11 protein-coding genes and 3 tRNA genes are annotated in these 16,243 nt (G+C 42.8%); 9 read left to right on the forward strand and 5 right to left on the reverse strand.

Annotated elements, in window-relative coordinates; genetic code table 11:
- Nucleotides 1-147: 147 nt before the first annotated feature.
- The gene (locus tag AC4CU2_RS14995; RefSeq protein ID WP_490769038.1) at nt 148-816 is read right to left on the reverse strand and encodes an HAD-IA family hydrolase; all 669 of its coding nucleotides are present in this window, start codon (nt 814-816) and stop codon (nt 148-150) included.
- A 271-nt stretch (nt 817-1,087) separates the two neighbouring features.
- Complete coding sequence (locus AC4CU2_RS15000; protein WP_004692575.1) at nt 1,088-2,026, reverse strand: RluA family pseudouridine synthase; 939 nt, start codon at nt 2,024-2,026, stop codon at nt 1,088-1,090.
- A gap of 756 nt (nt 2,027-2,782) precedes the next feature.
- Between AC4CU2_RS15000 and AC4CU2_RS15005 the strand changes: the two genes are divergently transcribed.
- The 5 genes from AC4CU2_RS15005 to AC4CU2_RS15025 all read left to right on the forward strand — a co-directional run bounded on the left by AC4CU2_RS15005 (nt 2,783) and on the right by AC4CU2_RS15025 (nt 8,756).
- Nucleotides 2,783-6,265 carry an Rne/Rng family ribonuclease gene (locus AC4CU2_RS15005; protein ID WP_490769039.1) on the forward strand — a complete coding sequence of 1,161 codons (3,483 nt, stop codon included), beginning with the start codon at nt 2,783-2,785 and terminating at the stop codon, nt 6,263-6,265.
- Nucleotides 6,266-6,435: 170 nt separating this feature from the next.
- Entirely contained in the window at nt 6,436-8,277 is a 1,842-nt protein-coding gene (locus tag AC4CU2_RS15010) for a long-chain-acyl-CoA synthetase (protein ID WP_490769040.1), read from the forward strand.
- Nucleotides 8,278-8,407: 130 nt separating this feature from the next.
- Nucleotides 8,408-8,483, forward strand: a tRNA-Lys gene (locus AC4CU2_RS15015).
- Nucleotides 8,484-8,502: 19 nt separating this feature from the next.
- Nucleotides 8,503-8,578 (forward strand) — tRNA-Lys (locus tag AC4CU2_RS15020).
- A 102-nt stretch (nt 8,579-8,680) separates the two neighbouring features.
- Nucleotides 8,681-8,756 (forward strand) — tRNA-Lys (locus tag AC4CU2_RS15025).
- A gap of 143 nt (nt 8,757-8,899) precedes the next feature.
- On the opposite strand, the gene AC4CU2_RS15030 is transcribed toward AC4CU2_RS15025, so the two are convergent.
- A complete protein-coding gene (locus AC4CU2_RS15030; RefSeq protein WP_490769041.1) occupies nt 8,900-9,544 on the reverse strand; it encodes a hypothetical protein in 645 nt (214 codons plus the stop codon).
- Nucleotides 9,545-9,825: 281 nt separating this feature from the next.
- Between AC4CU2_RS15030 and AC4CU2_RS15035 the strand changes: the two genes are divergently transcribed.
- Complete coding sequence (locus tag AC4CU2_RS15035; RefSeq protein ID WP_078425258.1) at nt 9,826-10,101, forward strand: PspC domain-containing protein; 276 nt, start codon at nt 9,826-9,828, stop codon at nt 10,099-10,101.
- 95 nt (nt 10,102-10,196) lie between these two features.
- Here AC4CU2_RS15035 and AC4CU2_RS15040 read toward each other — a convergent pair whose 3' ends face one another.
- Nucleotides 10,197-11,294 (reverse strand): HPP family protein, encoded by a 1,098-nt coding sequence (locus AC4CU2_RS15040; RefSeq protein ID WP_490769042.1) that lies wholly within the window; start codon nt 11,292-11,294, stop codon nt 10,197-10,199.
- A gap of 172 nt (nt 11,295-11,466) precedes the next feature.
- Between AC4CU2_RS15040 and AC4CU2_RS15045 the strand changes: the two genes are divergently transcribed.
- The 3 genes from AC4CU2_RS15045 to glyS all read left to right on the forward strand — a co-directional run bounded on the left by AC4CU2_RS15045 (nt 11,467) and on the right by glyS (nt 15,225).
- A complete protein-coding gene (locus tag AC4CU2_RS15045; RefSeq protein WP_490769043.1) occupies nt 11,467-11,757 on the forward strand; it encodes a hypothetical protein in 291 nt (96 codons plus the stop codon).
- A gap of 409 nt (nt 11,758-12,166) precedes the next feature.
- On the forward strand, nt 12,167-13,156 hold the full coding sequence (glyQ, locus tag AC4CU2_RS15050; protein WP_490769044.1) for a glycine--tRNA ligase subunit alpha: 990 nt from the start codon (nt 12,167-12,169) through the stop codon (nt 13,154-13,156).
- Nucleotides 13,156-15,225 carry a glycine--tRNA ligase subunit beta gene (gene glyS / locus AC4CU2_RS15055; protein WP_490769045.1) on the forward strand — a complete coding sequence of 690 codons (2,070 nt, stop codon included), beginning with the start codon at nt 13,156-13,158 and terminating at the stop codon, nt 15,223-15,225. Before glyQ ends, glyS begins: the two co-directional genes overlap by 1 nt.
- A gap of 211 nt (nt 15,226-15,436) precedes the next feature.
- Here the strand turns inward: glyS and AC4CU2_RS15060 are convergent.
- Nucleotides 15,437-16,188, reverse strand: a protein-coding gene (locus AC4CU2_RS15060; protein WP_490768309.1) for an IS5 family transposase whose coding sequence is annotated in 2 segments (ribosomal slippage) — nt 15,437-15,852 and nt 15,852-16,188 — 753 coding nt in all. Because the reading frame shifts where the segments join, the coding sequence is not laid out codon by codon here.
- Between the last annotated feature and the right edge of the window lie 55 nt (nt 16,189-16,243).

The following is a 16,243-nucleotide window of genomic DNA, read 5'->3' on the forward strand; positions in this document are numbered from 1 at the left end:
CTTTTTCAAATTACAAATCCAAAAGTTAAATGAAACGTTCATTCGCCTTAAAACATACTAAAGACAAAAGCTTTAAAGATGATCGACCCAAAACAGTCAGACTCACTCTGACCATCTTCCACAGGCTATATATTTAGACGACTCAAGTTAAATCACTTGTTTAAAGTCAACATATTGCAATAAATGCTGATGCAAGCTCGGCACATCATCCGCGATGGCTAAAGGTTGATATTGTCTGAGCGTTTCAGGTGTGTGCACCCCATAGCTCACCCCGATTCTCGGCATGGCAATATTACGCGCCATTTCTAGGTCATAACTGGTATCACCGACCATAATCGCGCTTTCCGCAGACACACCCGTTTCAGCTAAAATCTCTTCCAACATCAAAGGATGCGGTTTAGATTTGGTCTCACTGGCAGCACGCGTTGTCACAAATAGTGCTTGGCTCTGTGTTTGCGCTAATACTCGATCTAAGCCTTTACGACTTTTACCTGTCGCCACCGCCAACTGTAAACCCGTTTCACGTAAGCCATTCAACATATCGGCTACGCCGTCGAACCAGACATCACCTTTCGAGTTCGCCACATAATGCTCGGCATAGCATTGCAAAATCTCAGTATGTAACTCAGGCACTTGAGGAAATAATCGCTGCGCGACTTCTGGCAAACCTAAACCAATAATACTTTTTGCTGCATCAGCAGTTAAAGGCTGTGCAAATTGCTGCGCGGCAAACATTAAACTCGCCACAATCTGCCCCACTGAATCAAATAATGTCCCATCCCAATCAAAGATAATCAGTTCTACAGGTTTGTTCATTCTGGGGTTCCAATATTTACTTTTATAAAGTCAATTTACACGATGCATTTGCTACACAATGGCGACAAGGATGTCACCGTTGAGCTGACTTGCATTTCGCTTTAAATCAGTGCTTAAAGCGCGTTCAGGACGTTCCATCAGCTCAACAAAAGATTTTTGTTACTTTTCATCTTTGAAAAGTAACGATGACCAATACAGCATCCTTTTGAATTAATCACAACCAACAAAAATCATGGCTTTATCACTTCTCCCAAAATGAAAGGGAAAAGATTTAGTCCTTCTTCTGTGCTCTTAGCTGCGCCACAATACTCTGCATATCTTCAGGTAACGGCGCTTCAATTGGCGCATAACCTGGGATGTCTAAACGCATTGCATGCAGACATAAACGACGCGGTTTCGGTCCTTTATATTCTGTTTCATGACCATATTTATCGTCCCCGACCAGTGGATGACCAATGCTTAAACCATGCACACGAATTTGATGGGTACGCCCTGAAAGTGGCGATGCATAAACTAAGGTTGCATGCATAAAGCGCTCAGCCACATTCCACTGTGTTTTAGACTCTTTACCTTCACTCGACACACGCACACGACGTTCACCATTGGCCAGTTCATAACGGTGCAAAGGTGCATCAATTAACTGCTTGTCTAAACTCACCACACCTTTGACAACAGCGGCGTAAGTTTTCTTAATTTTGTGTTCACGCAACATGTCTTGCAAACTTTTTAACACACTACGTTTTTTAGAAATCATCACCAAACCTGAGGTATCACGGTCAATACGATGAATCAGTTCTAAGTATTTTTTACCTGTTGCCGCACGTAAGCCTTCAATCAGACCATAAGCCACGCCACTTCCGCCATGTACGGCAATGCCCGATGGCTTATTGACAACCATCAAGCCCTCATCTTCATACACCACACGGCTGAGTAAACTCTGTGCTACTTTGTCAGAAACAGGCGCCGCATTTTCATCTTTTTGTTCATAGCGAATCGGGGCCACACGAATTTGGTCACCAATAGACAGCTTAGTTTCTGCTTTTATACGCTTTTTATTCACGCGAACCTGACCTTCACGAATCAGGCGATAAATACGACTTTTAGGCACACCTTTTAAACGGCTAAATAAAAAGTTATCAATCCGTTGCCCTGCTTGATGCTCGTCCACTTCAAACCACGTCACGTTTTGCCATTGTTGGGTAGAATTCATACAGTTACTGCGACCTAAAAAATACGGAATTTGAATAAAAAATGACCACTTAGGCTATGCTTTACACAAGAAAGACTAGCTTAGCCCATAGGCAGATGGTACAAGGTTTGATATAGTCAGCGCACGGATACCACCATAAGTGAGTCAAAAGCTTAATCATTTCAATTTTAAATTGAATAGTTAAGAAAATAACTCAACTCAGCTTGGAACGGTCCCAAAAGAATTATGCCGACGCCGAAGGCTTATTATATCGGCAAAACAGCAAACTGTTAGGTTTAATTGTGCATCTGCACATAAATCAGTTTGCCCAAAAAAATATGTGACCAACGAAGGTTGGTTTTTAAACGTAAACTGATATACATCAGATTAGTCGCTCCCTGATGTCGTATTCAGGCCACAGCGTTGATGCATATGGATCTGTTCAGTTGTAAAGGTACGATGATAATTCCGTATCAAGACACCCTATCCAAAAAGAAGGGTTGCTCTTCGAGCAAATGTGACAGTGAAAGTTACTTACATCCAATGCACCGCTTGTCCGCCAGTGAAACGCGCAGGAGACTTTAATCGTTTAAAGATTGAAGCCGTATTGCCATCATCAATATGTGAATCAAAACCGAAGCCGATCAAAAAGGCAGGTAATAAAACTCAGACCACAATTGGTTTATTTGAGATCTGAGTAAAATTGGTCCGTGATGTTTGATGTTCGCTACGTGTTTAGCGATAGTTTGCTGTGTATCACTATTAGGTGTTACACCCATGAAACGTATGTTGATTAATGCAACACATGCAGAAGAGATTCGCGTTGCACTTGTCACTGGGCAGCGTCTTTACGATTTTGACTTAGAGAATCGTACCCGTGAACAAAAAAAATCCAATATCTATAAAGGTCACGTGACTCGCGTTGAGCCTTCTTTAGAAGCCGTCTTTGTTGAATATGGTGCGGGACGTCAAGGCTTCTTGTCTATGCGTGAAATCGCAAATTCATATTACCAAGCAGACCCACGCCAAACTTCAAACATTCGCGAATTGATTACTGAAGGCACAGAGCTTTTGGTTCAAGTTGAAAAAGAAGAACGTGGCAACAAAGGCGCTGCCCTTTCTACCTTCATTTCTTTAGCTGGTCGCTATTTGGTACTCATGCCAAACAACCCGAAAGGTGGTGGTATTAGCCGTCAAATTTCAGGTTCAGTACGTGAAGAATTGAAAGAAATGTTGGCGTCATTAAATGTACCTCGTGGCATGAGCGTGATTGTACGTACTGCGGGTATTGGCCGTTCTCAAGAAGAGTTACAACTTGACCTACAGCACTTACTGGATCTTTGGGCGCAAATCCAAAACACAGCAAGTTCTGGTCCATCACCAATGTTGGTTCACCAAGAAGCGGGCGTAGTGACGCGTGCGATTCGTGATTATTTACGTGATGATGTTGCTGAAATCTTAATTGATTCAGAGCAAGCCTATAACGAAGCCTATAACTTCGTAAAAGCAGTCATGCCTCGTCAAATCGACAAGCTAAAAACCTATACGCTAAATGAGCCGTTATTTGCGCATTTTGGTATTGAAAGCCAAATTCAAACAGCTTATGAACGTGAAGTTAAACTTCCTTCAGGCGGTTCAATCGTTATTGACCAAACCGAAGCATTAGTGTCAATTGACATTAACTCTGCAAAATCAACCCGTGGTAGCGACGTTGAAGATACAGCGCTCAATACTAACCTTGAAGCGGCAGAAGAAATTGCACGTCAACTACGTTTACGTGACATTGGTGGGTTGGTAGTAATCGACTTTATCGACATGACCAAAGACCGCAACCAACGTATGGTGGAGGCGAAACTTCGCGAAGCTACACAAAGCGACCGTGCCCGTATCCAATTCGGTCAATTGTCTCGTTTTGGCTTGATGGAAATGAGCCGTCAACGTCTACGCCCTTCGCTTGAAGAAGCAACAGGTTATGTCTGCCCACGCTGTCATGGCACAGGTATGGTCCGTGACTTGCGTTCATTATCGCTTTCAATCATGCGTAAAGTAGAAGAAATTGCGCTGCGTGAACGTCATGGTGAAGTTCAAGTACAGGTTCCAGTTGAAATTGCAGCATTCTTATTGAATGAAAAGCGTCACACATTGGTTTACCTCGAACAAACTTCAGGTGTTCGTGTGACTGTACTTCCGCACCCACACTTAGAAACACCACATTACGAAATTTCGTATAACCCTGAAGGCTTTGCACCAACCAGCTATGAACGCACAGAAGCAACACGTTCAAGCGAAAAAGAGTTGGGTTACGAGTCATCAGAATGGCATTTAGATGGTGCAGATCATGTGCATCAACATGCCGCTCCTGCGCCTGTACAACAAGAAAAAAGCAACAAAAAACCTCGTAACAACGCGCCACAACAACAAGTTGCGCAACAAGCCCCTGCTCAGACTGCACCTTCAAGCAGCCCATGTGCATGGTTAGAGAACTTGTTTGTACAAAAACAAGCCGCGACTGTCGATCAATCACGCTCTGCAAATAATGCTGCTGCTGCCATTGAGCAAATGGTAAATGGTGGTGCAGTGAGCCGTGGTCAGTTTGGTCAAGTTGGCACGCCTGCTGTGGCACCTGTCGCGCCAAGCAATAATGTCTACATGAGCTCTGCACCTGTTCATGCAAAATCTGAACACCGTGAAGATAAGCATGTAGAGAAAGAGGAACGTGGTACACGCCACAATAAAAAGCGCCCTAATAAGCACAAAGAGTCACGTGAGCAAAATGCGCAACATGACAACCAAGTTCATGAAGAAATTGTGCAGGTCTCTCGTCAAGATCAACAGCGCCAAGATCGTTATGAACAACGTCCTGAACGCAATGAATCACAACGCCAAGACCGTCATGAACAGCGTACTGAGCGCGGTGAACAACAACGTCAAGACCGTCCAGAGCGCAGTGAACAGCAACGTCAAGAACCGCGTGAAAACAAGCGTTCATCACGTCGCCAACACGGTGAGCAACAGCAAAACACTGATGTTCAAAACGAACAGCAAAATGCAATGCCACGTCGTGACCGCCGTAACCAACCTCGTCCAGAACGCCCAAATCGCCATCGCGACCCAAGTGTACTGAATGAGCAAGCGACTGAAGCAGCGCCAGCTGTGGTTCAAGAACCTCAAGTTAAAGTTGAGTTGATTGAAGCGCCGCGTCAAGAAATGATCACAACAGCCCATGTGGTCAATGTCGATCAAGCGCAAAGTGAAATCATGGCATTAACTCCGCCTGCACACACTGCAACCGAAACCAAGCCTCAGCAAGCGGCTGTTGCGAAAGCAGAAGTTGAAGTAAAAGCTGAGAAAGTGGTACAGGAGAAAGCAACTGAAGTTGTAGCAGCACCTGCTGAACAACAAGCAGAGCAAAAACCACGTGAAAGCGTAAAACGTGCCAGCAATGATCCACGCCAACGCCGTCGCCAACAACGCGCTGCACACACACAGCAAACTGAAACACCTAAACTCACACCTTCACAGGTGCCAACTTTAGGTCAGTACACCATCAGCAGCTTGATTCGCCATGTCTATGGTGAAGACTGTTCAGTGCTGATTGAGCAGTTTGGTTTAATTCCAACCTTCAACCGTGCCCTTCAGAAATTTACTGAAGAGTATGCAGCAACGTTAAGCAAAACTGTGACAACGCCTGCTGTTGAAGCAGAGAAAAAACCGGTCACCCGTGATGTTGAAATCACAAAAGCGCAGCCTGAAGCAGAGCCAGTTCCAGTATTGGACCTGATACCGCCTGCACCTGTGTCTGAACAACGTGTTGCAAATGACCCGCGTGAGCGTCGTCGTTTAGCTAAACTGGCTGCTGAACAAGCCAAACAAGCGCGCGAAACAACACCTGTTGCTGAATCGTCAGCGCCTGAAACAGCGGTTGTTGCAGAAACGCCTGCTGCTGAAGCTGCGCCTGCTGTAACTCCAGAGGAAAACGAGCCTGCTCTTGTAACAGAAAGCGAAGCGCCTATTGCCGTTGAAAGCAGTGAAGTGAAAAGCATGGCTGATGTAGCTGCGGTTGAAGAAGTGGAAGTTGTTGTTGCTCCGGTTCAAGCCAAAGCGCCTAGAGCATCAAAGCAAGCTGAAAAAGTAGAAGCCACTGAAACTGTAGCGGAAACAGCTGCGGACGAGTCGGATAAATCAGACTCGGACAAGCCAGTTCGCCCACGTCGTCCACGTGGTCGTCCACCGAAAAAAGCGAGCCCGACTGAGTCGTAATTCGCCCTAGAGTTGTAAATTTTAAAAACCTAGTCATGTCAGTGGCTAGGTTTTTTTGTTATTTTCGTCAGATTAGGTTGATTGCACTAGACCGAAACGATTAAAAGAACAAGTGTAGAAACTGAGCACTATTCAAACGCATTGGATTGCATAAAATAATTAGGATTCATATGAGCCAACACCCATCACATGACCTCATTGGTATTACTGACGTTGCAGCAAAACTTCCTCAATTCATCAGTAAAGTTCCCAACTTACTCAGTGGATTAAAGCAAGCATATTTACGTACCCCAAACACCCCAGCAGGCCTCGGGATTGCTTTTGAAAAAGCAGTGAAGCGCAACCCTCACGGTATGGCCTTGCTTTTTGAAGATCAAAAATTTAGCTATCAAGCCCTCAACGAATGGGCAAACCAAATCGGGCATTATTTTTTATCCATCGGGGCAAAAAAGGGTGATGTCATCACAGTGATGATTGAAAACCGTCCTGAATTGGTTGCAACCGTGATTGCACTTGCCAAAATCGGCGTTACTGCGGCTTTAATCAATACCTCGCAAGTCGGTAAAGTGCTGGCGCATAGTATTAATCTGGTCAAACCCATTGCAGTCATCGTGGGTGAAGAATGCCGTGCCGCAGTTGATGAAATCCGTCATGATTTAAATCTCTCTGCGGATCGTTTCTATTGGTTTGCTGACCAAGAAACCCAAAAAGATGCAGGCCTTGCACCACAAGGTTTTAGTAATCTTGCTGAAAAAATTGATGCCTTTGCCAAATTCAATACACCAACCACACACAGTGTGCTGGGTAAAGATGGCTTATTTTATATTTATACCTCAGGCACAACCGGTTTGCCTAAAGCCGTTATTTTCACGCATAGCCGCTGGACGTTGGCTTATGGAACCTACGGGCACGTGCTGAACCTCGGTAAAGACGATGTGATGTATGTCACCTTGCCGCTGTACCATGCAACAGGCATTGTGGTGTGTTGGTGTGGCGTGATTGCGGGTGCGGGCACCTTGGCTTTACGCCGTAAATACTCCACTTCTGCTTTTTGGAAAGATGTGCAAAAGTTCGATGCCTCTGCCATTGGCTATGTCGGTGAGTTATGTCGCTACCTCATGGATGCATCACCTTCAACGTTAGAAAAAGGCCACCGTGTCACCAAAATGATCGGCAATGGCATGCGTCCGAATATTTGGGACAAATTCAAACAGCGGTTTGGTATTGAAGAAATTTTAGAGCTTTATGCATCGAGTGAAGGCAATGTCGGTTTTAGCAATGTATTCAACTTTGACAACACTGTCGGCTTTTCACCTACGCCTTATGCCATTATCCAGTTTGATAAAGAAAAAAATGCGCCTGTTTATGATGCCAAGGGCGGCTGTATCAAAGTCAAAAAAGGCGAAGTTGGCTTATTGATTGGTAAAATTACCCGCCGCTCCCCTTTTGATGGCTATACCGACCCTGAAAAAAATAAATCAGTGATTCTTAAAGATGTCTTCAAATCCGGCGATGCTTATTTCAACACAGGGGACCTAGTCCGCGACATTGGCTTTCGTCATGCCCAATTCGTCGACCGCTTAGGCGATACCTTCCGCTGGAAAGGCGAAAATGTGTCCACGACTGAAGTTGAAAACATGGTTAGTGAATATGACAAAATCACCGAAGCTGTAGTATATGGTGTTGAAATTCCGAACACCAATGGTCGTGCGGGAATGGCTGCGATTACACTGGCAGATGGCGCTGAACTGAATGAGCAGGATTTAGCTCAAATGCTCGTGAGCTTTAAAAAATGCCTCCCTGCCTATGCTGTACCCGTTTTCTTACGCGTACAAAAGCAAGTTGAAACTACAGGAACATTTAAATACCAAAAGAACAAGCTAAAAGCACAAGCCTTTGACCCGAAAAAAACGGATGAACGTTTGCTGGTCCTGTTACCCAACAGCAGTGCATATGCAGATTTAACGCAACAAGTCTTTGATAACATTCAAGCGTATCAATATCGCTTCTAAACTCGAATTGCTTGTTTTTTAGCTACCTAATCGCAAATTTGTTGTATTTATAATCAAACATCAACAAGTTTGCGATTTTTTACTTGCGCTCGATGCATATCTTGCTACAATACGCTCCATCAAATGATATGGGTCGTTAGCTCAGCTGGTAGAGCAGCGGACTTTTAATCCGTTGGTCCCGCGTTCGAATCGCGGACGACCCACCATTCCTTTGATACCCTTGATGGGTCGTTAGCTCAGCTGGTAGAGCAGCGGACTTTTAATCCGTTGGTCCCGCGTTCGAATCGCGGACGACCCACCATCTTTCTTGTAAAATCTAATTTTACAAACCTGCTCAGGTTCGAATGCTTTAAAAATTTCTTTTTTAAACTTTCAGCGAATACTCTTTCGCACACCTTGCTCAGGGTCGTTAGCTCAGCTGGTAGAGCAGCGGACTTTTAATCCGTTGGTCCCGCGTTCGAATCGCGGACGACCCACCATTTATTTAAATCCTCTTTAATTGCATTGATATGACATTTATTTAGCGACACGCTATTTAAGTCATAAAATTCGCACGCTGTTCATTTCTTCACTATTATTATTCTTCAGTCGTATTTTATTGCTTTACCCAATTCCATTTTAACTATGAATTAGGCTCACGCTTTAACGTATACGCACGCTCTAATTTCGGAAAACCTCGCGCATACAATTTTTGGTTAGTGGTATCTAGATTATTACTTTTATCTAAATCCATTTGCAGCGTTTGCGAATCCACCACGCGATAATAAAAATTAATCCCCTCTTTACGATGGACAATCAACTCTGTTCGCTCTTTATTCATGGTCCATGTATCACGGCGATAACTTAAGTTTGAAAAGCCAGGGCGCTGTTTTTCCGAAAAGACCTTCCCCAAACGCACAATGCTGCGATGCACCGTACCATCAGGTAAAAAATTGAGAATAAAATCAGCCTTCCCCGTTTCACAAGGGAAAAAATAACCATCACATTGAATTTGTGTGCGATAACGCCCAATGAACTGCTGTTCACGAATATCCAGCGTACGAGGTGCATACTCCGAATCATCTTGCATGGTTGCCCGTCCTGCCACCTCAGTCAGCTTCCTCCCCGACTCAGGCGAAACAGCCGCGTCCTCTACCGTGCTATTTTCATGTTGTTGTGACGCCTCCGAGAGCCCACCATCACAGCCAGCTAACGATACACCGATTAACCCCACTGCTCCTTGCAGTAATGCGCCAATCAAGCCCTGATGCTTTCGTTTCAACTTCATTCCACACTCACTTCCTGCACGTGATTAATCTCCATAACCATCACGAATTTTTCATCCTGACCCTTGGTGTTTTCTCGGATTCAAATGACTTGCTGACTTTAAGCAGCTGGCTCAACGCCAAATAGAGCACATTTTAATCCCGATCAAAGCCCCAGCTTTTATCTCTTTACATAACTTTACTTTTTAATCGACTTCGTCACCTTTAAAAATGTAATTCCATCTCCATTTTTAAACTATGAGTGCATAAAGCCACTCAGATTTTAATTTTTAAGGAGACCTAGATGGCCAATGTTGGTTTATATCGCTCAAACCGCTCAAACATGATTGCTGGTGTGATGGGTGGTATTGCTGAACGTTTTGGTTGGAACGCAAATTTACTTCGTATTGTTTTCATCACCATTTCACTGTTAAGTGCAGCATTTCCCGGAATTTTGGTTTACCTGATTCTTTGGTTGGTGATGCCGAAACAAAAAGACCAAATTGAGCATTCTCCACAGACTCGATCTGGTTATAGCAATACGATGCGTACCGTTAATCCAGATCATCGCAACCCATAAGCGCACATCTTTCGTCTCAAAAAAGTTTCTTTTTATGCTACGACAACTTCCCCCAAAGTGTCGTAGCTTTTTTTTACCTTCGACACTCACATGACTTAACGATGTTGTAACAGACGATACAACGCTGCAATCATATCGGCACGGCTAATGATGCCGACCAAAGCCTTGTTTTCAACCACGGGAATATAGTTAAAAGAACGTTCAACAAAGTACGGGATCAAATCTTGTAGTTCTTGATCCGGCTGTACCGTGACCACCTGACGTTTCATAATGTGCTTGACTTGATCTTGCCAAGAGGTACGCAAATCCGTTGCCTTTTGGAACCACTCCACCACTTCATATAAAGCCAAGGTGCCGCATACGTGTTCAGCTCGATTTAACACAGGTAAACTCATCAAATTGACCTGTTTAAATTTTTCCACAGCGACTTGAATGTCTTCATCTTCATATAAACACAGGACATCTTTACTCATAATGTCCCGACAGCGTATGTCTATATGAAAGCGAGTATCGGCCTGCGCTTGGGCTTTTAAAATCAGTTTTTGTAAATCATATTCACTGATGTCGAGTAACTGCGTTTCTTGGGCTAAAACTTGATGAATATCTTCAGGTTGAATGGTGACCTTCTGTGTGGGGGTCGGGTCGGCGCTACGCGTATTGACTTGCGCCACAGTTGGGTATTGTTTCCCGAGCAATCGGTTGAACACAATCGCAATCACGAGAAGCAGGATCGAGTTGAGTAGAACAGGATAAAACACAAACTGATACCCTAACTCGTGTACCGTCTCACCACCCAACACTGCCGTAATCGCCACAGCACCACTCGGTGGATGCAAAGAATCTGTCGTCATCATCAAAATAATCGACAAAGCCACAGCAACACTAAATGCTTCTGTTAAGTTGGAAATATAGAGTGCGCAGGTCACCCCAATTACGGCTGCAATCGTATTCCCAATCACAATATTCCACGGCTGAGCCAAGGGACTGGCTGGTACAGCAAAAAGCAACACCGAGGACGCACCCATCGGGGCGATATACCATGCATTGATCCCACCCAAAAGCCACCAACTCATGAGTGAAGACAGTGCTAATCCCAACAATGCACCTAAACCACAGAGCATTCTTTCCTTTAGCGGTAACACTTTAAAATTCGGTTTTAAGGTATTTAACCATTCAAGTTGCATATGAAACACAGCCGCCCTTCTACTTTTACGCACTTAACCAGTGCAAAATTATACGCGGTCTCAGCAATAAGATGCATCTATTTTACATCTTAGAGATATCAATTTTGTTATTTCAATTGTTATCAGCAAAGTCTATATTTAGCGCAATAGTTTCATTTTTATAAGAAGAAAGGCAGATGTCTTGAGAAAATTCAAATATGAAGATCACCTTGAAACTTTAGGCTTATGTGAATGCTTAATTGCCCTGATTCAATTTGAAGTGAAACAAGGCAACAACATCTCTGGTTACGATGCTCATGGACAGTGGCCTAAAGAAGAAAGTCATTTGATTTATCTAAAACAATCTCTGCATTTAAAAAATCTTAATTTCCCCCAACACCCAAATGTTCAAGCACAGGTTAATCGAGATATACATTCTAATTGGCATACAGATGCTTACTGCACCGTACATCATCACCTTATCATTGGATAATTTATGAAAAGTATAGAACATGACTGAAAAACTTGAAATCTGCGACTGCTTAAATGAATTATTAACACTTGAATTATCACTTGGAAATTCAGTTTCCCACTTTGACAATCATGCCAAATGGCCTTATCCCGAGACCCATTTTGTTATGTTAGCCCATGATCTTCATACTCATTTAGAAACATTGACATACTCAAAAAACATTTCCCACCAAATATGCAAAGATATTCATTATGGTTGGCATTGTGAATGTTTATGCGAAATTCATCGCGACTTACTGTGTGCAGGTCGTACTAAGCCATTTTAGCGAACATAAAATTAAGTGCTGAAAAATAAATAGAGCCTTTGCCACTCCTCTGCAAAATCCTTATACTTAGAACCAATTTTTTCTTATATTTATAATGGATGCTGCATGAGTCGCGCCATATCGCATATTGATACATTCCAAGGCTTAATTCTTGCCTTACAAAACTACTGGGCTGAACAAGGTTGTGTCATTTTACAACCTTACGATATGGAAATGGGAGCAGGTACATTCCACACTGCAACATTCTTACGCGCACTTGGGCCTGAAACGTGGAACGCAGCATACGTTCAACCATCACGCCGCCCTAAAGACGGCCGTTACGGTGAAAACCCAAACCGTTTACAGCACTACTACCAGTTCCAAGTGGTACTGAAACCAAACCCAGATAATATCCAACAACTTTACCTAGACTCCTTAGAAGCGATTGGTATCGACACCCTCACTCACGACATTCGTTTCGTAGAAGACAACTGGGAATCTCCAACACTCGGCGCATGGGGCTTAGGTTGGGAGGTTTGGCTCAACGGTATGGAAGTGACTCAGTTTACTTACTTCCAACAAGTTGGTGGTGTTGAATGTTACCCAGTAACAGGTGAAATCACTTACGGTCTTGAACGTTTAGCCATGTACCTACAAGGTGTCGATTCAGTTTACGATCTTGTTTGGACCAAAGGTCAGTTTGGTACAGTGACTTATGGCGATGTATTCCATCAAAACGAAGTTGAGCAATCGACCTATAACTTTGAATATGCCAACGTTGAAAAAATGTTTAAATTATTCGATTTCTATGAAGCTGAAGCAACTCGTTTAATGGAAGCTGAACTTCCACTTCCTGCCTACGAACAAGTGATTAAAGCATCACACAGCTTTAACTTGCTCGATGCACGTGGTGCGATTTCTGTGACTGAACGTCAACGTTATATTTTACGTGTACGTACTTTGGCACGTTCTATTGCGCAAAGTTATGTGGCTGCACGTGCCAAGCTTGGTTTCCCAATGGCAGAACCACATTTACGTGATGAAGTTTTAGCTCAATTGAAAGCTCAGGTTGAAGCTGAAGCGGCTCAAGCAGAAAAATCAGCGGAGAACAAATAATGTCTAAACATACCGTTTTATTTGAACTTGGCTGTGAAGAACTTCCCCCAAAAAGCTTAAAAACTTTACGTGATGCATTACAAGCTGAAACTGTAAAAGGTTTAAATGATGCAGGTTTGGCTTTTGATTTTATCGAAGCTTATGCAGCGCCTCGTCGTTTGGCATTGAAAATCATCAATGTAGATGGTGCGCAAGCAGACACACAAAAACGCTTTGACGGCCCTGCTATTCAAGCAGCTTATGATGCAGAAGGCAAACCAACCAAAGCCCTAGAAGGCTTTATGCGTGGTCAGGGTATTACGGTTGATCAGGTTTCTACTTTCCAAGCAGGTAAAGTTGAAAAAGTTTGTTATTTAAAAGATGTCAAAGGTCAAAGCCTTGATGTTTTACTGCCACAAATTTTACAAACTGCTTTGGATAACCTTCCAATTGCAAAACGCATGCGTTCTGCGGCAAGCCGTACTGAATTCGTTCGTCCTGTAAAATGGGTTGTGTTGTTAAAAGACAATGATGTTGTTGATGCAACCATTCAGGATCATAAAGCAGGTAATGTGACTTATGGTCATCGTTTCCATGCACCTGAAGCAATTAATTTAGCCAATGCAAATGCTTACTTAGATGTGCTTCGTGCTGCAAAAGTTGTAGCAAATTTTGAAGAACGCCAAGCGATCATTGATCAACAAGTCAAAGCGCTTGCTGATGAAGTGAATGCGATTGCGATCGTTCCTACTGATTTACGTGATGAAGTCACCGCATTGGTTGAATGGCCTGTTGCGCTTCGTGCCAGCTTTGAAGAACGCTTCCTTGCTGTGCCTCAAGAAGCTTTAATTACCACGATGCAGGACAACCAAAAGTATTTCTGTTTGGTGAATGCTGACAATAAACTTCAACCTTATTTCATTACTGTTTCAAATATTGAGTCTAAAGATCCAACTCAAATCATTGAAGGGAATGAGAAAGTTGTACGTCCTCGTTTGTCTGATGCTGAATTCTTCTTCTTACAAGATCAAAAACAACCGCTTGCATCTCGTAAAGAAAAATTAGCCAATATGGTTTTCCAAGCACAGTTAGGTACGCTTTGGAATAAATCTGAACGTATTGCTAAATTGGCTGTGGCTTTATCTGCAATCACAGGTGCAAATCCTGCCGATGCTGAAAAAGCAGCACTTCTTGCAAAGTGTGATTTAACTTCTGAATTAGTTGGTGAATTCCCTGAACTTCAAGGGATTGCTGGCACTTACTATGCACGTATTGAAGGCGAGAATGATGAAGTTGCGGAAGCTTTAGGTGAGCAATATTTACCTAAATTTGCTGGTGATGTTTTACCGCAAACCAAGACAGGTACAACGATTGCCCTTGCGGATCGTTTAGATACGCTGACAGGTATTTTCGGTATTGGTCAAGCGCCGACTGGTTCTAAAGACCCGTTTGCTTTACGTCGTTCTGCGATTGGTATTTTGCGTTTAGTGACTGAAAACAATCTTGATGTCTCAATTGAAGAACTAATCAAGCTTGCTTTGGATGCTTATGGCGATGTATTGAAAGACCATGACAAGACTTTGGCGGATGCTGTTGCATTCCTTGAAGGTCGTTACCGTGCGAAATATGAAGACCAAGGCGTTGCTGTTGATGTGATTCAAGCGGTTCAAGCACTTTCTCCAAAATCACCACTTGATTTTGATAAGCGTGTGACTGCGGTAAATCATTTCCGTAGCCTGCCTGAAGCTGCAGCTTTGGCTGCTGCGAATAAGCGTGTTGCGAATATCTTGGCGAAAGAAGCTGCACCTACTGGTGAAATTGTTGAAGCTAAGTTAGTTGAAGATGCTGAAAAAGCACTTTATGCAGAGATTCAAAATATCCTGCCTGTGGTTCAACCGCTTTTAGCTGCGAAAGACTATACCGCTGCGCTTTCTAAGTTAGCTGCACTTCGTGCGCCGATTGATGCTTTCTTTGAAGGTGTGATGGTCATGGCAGATGATGCTGAACTGAAAGCAAACCGTTTACGTTTACTAGCTCAGTTACGTGATTTGTTTACAAGTGTTGCGGATATTTCAGTGTTGCAACATTAAGCTAAATATTTGAAATAAAATCAAAACCCTGCTAGAAATAGTGGGGTTTTTGTTTAAGAGAAATATAATGCAAGATAATTATAAAGCATATGATTTTGAAAAAAGTCGAGACCGAATAGATGAAATTCTAAATTCTTCTGATAATAATTATGAAGATAAAAAAGAAATCCCTAGTCGTGATAATCTAACTTTTACTAGGGTCTGTTGAGAATTACCGAGAGTTAATTAAACTCGCGCACAATTGAATCATGGCTTCAAAACTCGTATCTGTTTTACAACTACGCATCGCTATACGTTTAAATTCTTTTAACTTACAGAAATAGTTTTCAATGAGATGACGCCATTTATACATAATCGTATCAAATGCTCTCATTACTTTTCGATTAGATTTAGGTGGGATCACCACTTTCACTTTACGTTCATTGAGTTCTTGGATGAGCCAATCTGCATCAAATGCTTTATCAGCCAGTAATGCTTGAAAATCAACATCTTCAATTAAAGGTTTGGTTTCTACTAAATCGTGATATTGACCAGGCATTAATCGAAATTTAATAAGGTTGCCTAGACTATCCACTAAGACAAGAATTTTACAGGTCATTCCACCTCGAGATTTACCTATAGACTGTTTGAAAGTCCCCCTTTTGCACCTTGCCCATGTCGATGAACTTTAACAATCGTTCCATCAATCATGGCGTATTCCAAATCAACATCTTCATTTACAGATGCAAAAATAGTTTCAAATACACCAGCTTTCACCCAATCACGGTATCTTTTAAAGACGGTATTCCATTTACCAAAATGAGGAGGTAGATCACGCCATGGACTGCCTGTACGGGCAATCCATAGGACTGCTTCTAAAAATAATCGATTATCTTTTCCACTACGACCTCGATCGGTCACTTTACCTAGGCAAAAAGGTTCCATTTTTGCCCATTGGGCATCAGTAAGTATGTATCTATCCATAGTACTATTATAAATTAATCAGTAGCCTTTGTTAATTCTCAACAAGCCCTAATGG

Source organism: Acinetobacter sp. 797_lipA (genome assembly GCF_058243025.1).